The organism is Limosilactobacillus gastricus PS3 (genome assembly GCF_000247775.1).
Lineage (GTDB): Bacteria > Bacillota > Bacilli > Lactobacillales > Lactobacillaceae > Limosilactobacillus > Limosilactobacillus gastricus_A.
Map to the genome: position 1 here is coordinate 1 of NZ_AICN01000016.1, position 2,850 is coordinate 2,850.

Genomic DNA, 2,850 nt, shown 5'->3' on the forward strand with positions numbered 1-2,850 from the left:
TAACAAGGCTAGTATTATTACTGAGATACAAATACCATAGATAGCACTGATTACTGCCATCCAAAAAATAGCTTTCCATGGAAACAAAAGATTGACTAATCCAAGGCTAACTGTGGTGACCAAACCAATTATTAATTGTTCATGTAATAATTTTAATTGATGCTTCAACTAGTCGTCCATTTCAGCGCGTAATTGGTCACCAACTTCTTCAAAACCTGGTTTACCTAGCAAGCCAAACATATTAGTCTTGTATGCTTCAACCCCTGGTTGGTTGAATGGATTAATCCCATTTAGGTAACCGGAAATCCCCATGGCAACTTCAAAGAAGTAAATCATGTAACCTAATGTATATTCATTTTCTTCATCAATGTGAACTGTCATGACCGGAACCCCACCAGCATTATGAGCAGCGACCACTGCCTTATATGCTTGAGTATTAACCCAATCGATACTCTTTCCTTCAAGATAGCCTAAACCATCAAGATCATTTGCCGCTCCTGGAACGTCCAAATCATGATTTGGTGTATCTAACTTGACGACCGTTTCCATCAGGTTCCGCAACCCTTCTTGGATATATTGACCTAATGAATGAAGGTCGGTTGTGAAGTTGGCGCTAGATGGGTAAATTCCCTTTTGGTCCTTACCTTCAGATTCACCGGCTAATTGCTTCCACCATTCGGCAAACATGGCCATATTGGGTTCATAGTTTTCCAGTAATTCGGTCGTGTAACCTTTCCGGTATAAGATATTCCGGTATGCTGCATATTGATATGCTTCATTCTTACTTAAATCAGGATCCACATAGGTCTTTTCGGCTTCCGCAGCACCAGCCATTAATTGATCAATATCAGCACCAGAAGCGGCAATTGGTAATAAGCCAACGGCAGTCAAAACAGAGTAACGACCACCAACACCATCAGGAATCACAAAGGTTTCCCAACCATTAGCGTCCGCTTCCGTCTTCAAAGCTCCCCGTGCTCGATCTGTCGTCGCGTAAATCCGTTGGTTAGCTGCTTCTTCACCATACTTCTTTACCAATAATTCATGGAAAACCCGGAAAGCAATGGACGGTTCCGTGGTCGTTCCAGATTTGGAAATCACGTTAATGGAAAAGTCGTGATCACCGATCAAAGTAATTAAGTCTTGCAGGTATGATGAGCTCAAGGAGTTCCCAGCAAAGACCACAAATGGAGCCTTGCGGGCGTCTGGAGTTTGGGCTTGGTAAAAACTATTATGCAAGAAATCAATGGCCATCCGTGCACCTAGGTATGAGCCACCGATCCCAATCGTAACTAAGAAATCCGAATCAGCTTGAATCTTTTTGGCAGCGGCCTTAATCCGAGCAAATTCCTCTTGATCATATTCAGTTGGTAAATGGAGCCAATCACGAAAGTCTGCTCCGGCCCCAGTCCCATTCCGCAACTGACTATCAGCCGCATTCACCATTGCTTGCATCTCACCCAATTCGTTTTCATGAACGAACTTCTTCAATGCACTACTATCAAAACTTAAATGAGCCATCATTACTACCTCTTTTTCTTTATTCTTATACATCTTTAATGATAACTGTTTATGAAACCCTTTTCAATAAAGGACACTGATTTTGTGTAATTTTAAACAAATCGTAAGTAAATAAAAAGTGACGTCGCTTTAAACGACGCCAACCAATGTGTTATGCAAAAATCGTTAAAATACTACCGACAATAATGCAAATAATCCCTGCTACCGTGTACTTCATTTCCCGTGGGCTCTTGTGTTCATGCAAAATTAAGATTCCCCCAAAGGTTGCAATGATCACATTCAACTGGGTAAGCACAAAGGCGGTATTCGTTCCTAAACCACGTCCGGCAAAGATGTAGGCAAAGGCGGCAATCCCCCATGATAAACCTGGAATAATATTTAAATACTGTTCTTTATCTTTAAAGGTTTTTAATTCTCCCGTAAAGATTAAGTAGAGTAAGGCCCCTAATAAAATCCCCAGGACTTCTGGTAAAAAGATCCCTTCTGAGGAATGGGCACCTAAATTAATCTTATTAAAGACATTCGGAAAGACCGAGTATACCCAGTAACCAATCGTGGTCACTAACAAGAATAAAACATTCCCAACGGTAATCTTCCCGGCTTCTTCACCGTTCTTATCCGTCACTGACGTTAATAGAGCCCCGATAACAACAATCACTAAGGCGCCAAAACCAATCGTAAGGGCTTTAGCCCCTTGCCATTCTCCTAACCAAAGGGTTCCGATGATTGAATTTCCAACTAATTGGAAAACCGTTGATAAAGGAACCGTGGTTGAGACTCCCATCCGCTTGAATGAAATAAATTGACCAATCTGAGCCGTGGACCAAATGGCCCCACAAACCATGGAGAAAATAAAGGCTTGCCAGCTAACCGAAGGCTTTGTGATGATAAAAGCTAAGATCCCGATAATGCTGGCACCAGCTCCAATCCCAAAAATTTGGTTTTTTTCCGACCCACCAGCTTTGGTTGCTAGTAGCGGCATGATCCCCCAACCTAAAGCCGGGATTAAACCGATTAAATAATTCATTAAATTTTCACCTCATACAAATTTTGGTATTTTAATTGTCGACTTTGTTTAGTTTACTGACTGAATCCGCTTACTTCAAGTATTATTTATTTTTTTCACAAAAAAATCAGTAAGTTAACCTTACTGATTTACTATTTTATTCTTCTGGTTTTTTGGACCGTTTCGGTGAATATTGTGGAGCATGTTGGCGATCTGGGAAAAAGGCAGTGAAGGTTGAGCCTTGATTAGGCTTACTCTTGACCGTAATTTTACCACCATGTAATTCCACTAATTGATGCACAATCGCCATTCCCAGTCCCGAC

General features: G+C 41.2%; 3 protein-coding genes. All 3 read right to left on the reverse strand.

Annotation, left to right across the window (positions count from 1 at the left end; all coding sequences use genetic code 11):
- Nucleotides 1-168: 168 nt before the first annotated feature.
- Nucleotides 169-1,521, reverse strand: coding sequence for a glucose-6-phosphate isomerase (locus tag PS3_RS01860; protein ID WP_040467905.1), 1,353 nt, complete (start codon nt 1,519-1,521; stop codon nt 169-171).
- Between the two features lie 151 nt (nt 1,522-1,672).
- Nucleotides 1,673-2,548: a GRP family sugar transporter gene (locus PS3_RS01865; protein WP_007121845.1), complete on the reverse strand. Its 876-nt coding sequence runs from the start codon at nt 2,546-2,548 to the stop codon at nt 1,673-1,675.
- 136 nt (nt 2,549-2,684) lie between these two features.
- On the reverse strand, nt 2,685-2,850 hold a 166-nt coding region (locus PS3_RS10040; protein ID WP_141566731.1), incomplete at its 5' end, for an ATP-binding protein.